The following is a 982-nucleotide window of genomic DNA, read 5'->3' on the forward strand; positions in this document are numbered from 1 at the left end:
CAGCTTATCGATGGCATAGGGCTTCATACGCCTTCTCCAATAGGTTCTGAGTAATGCCTAAGAGCCTTTTCAAAGTCTGCTGCGCGTCGGCCAAACTGCGTTAAAAATGACTTCGGAATGCTCATTTACCACTCGTAAACTCCGCTTCCTCAGCCATTTTTTGCCTTGTTTGTCTCTAGCTCGCGAGCCTTTGAACGGGCTCTAGGAGGCGTTTTGAGGCAGGCGCTGCTAGCCAGGACCCTGCGCAAGCACGGCTTCGATGGCCTGGGCAACCCGCTCGACGTCATCCAGCGTCATGTCTGGAAAGAGCGGGATGGAGCACAGCCGCGCCGAATTCCATTCGCTGTTGGGAAGTGCCAGCTCGGGCCAGCGCTCGCGGTACCAGGGGTGCAGGTGGGTGGCGGTGAAATGGATGCCGGTGCCGATGCCGCGTGCCTTGAGGCCGGCCATGAAGGCTTCGCGATCCAGGCCGCAGCGTTCGGGGCAGATGCGCAGGATGTAGAGGTGCCAGGCGTGGGTCTGAGGATAATCCGGTACCGACAGCGGTAATACGGGGAGCCCGGCCAGGCGCTGCTGGTAAGCCTGAGCCAGGTGTTCGCGCCGACCATTGATCTCGCCCAGGCGATCCAGCTGGACCAGCGCCAGGGCGGCGTGGATGTCCGAGAGGTTGTACTTGAAGCCGGGTTCCTGCACCTGGGCCTGGGGCTTGCGACCCAGGGCGTGACGGTCGAAGGCATCCACCGCCAGGCCGTGGAATTTCAGCCGGCGCACGCGCTCGGCCAGGGTGGCGTCGTCGGTCACCAGCATGCCGCCTTCGGCGCAGGTCAGGTTCTTGATGGCGTGGAAGCTGAAGATGGCGGTGCCGCGCAGGCCGATGGGCTCGCCCTGGTAGCGGGTGCCGGCGGCGTGGGCGGCGTCTTCGATCAGCGCCACGCCATGCTCGCGGGCCAGGGCGCGCAGCGGGGCCAGGTCACAGCTGGCG

The 982-nt window shown here is 64.1% G+C and carries 1 protein-coding gene; it reads right to left on the minus strand.

Annotation, left to right across the window (positions count from 1 at the left end; translation table 11 throughout):
* Positions 1 to 228: 228 nt before the first annotated feature.
* The coding region (locus tag RND78_RS27785) for a DegT/DnrJ/EryC1/StrS family aminotransferase (RefSeq protein WP_312733445.1) at positions 229 to 982 on the minus strand (754 nt) is incomplete at its 5' end.

Source organism: Pseudomonas oryzihabitans, from assembly GCF_032027545.1.
Classification (GTDB): domain Bacteria; phylum Pseudomonadota; class Gammaproteobacteria; order Pseudomonadales; family Pseudomonadaceae; genus Chryseomonas; species Chryseomonas oryzihabitans_F.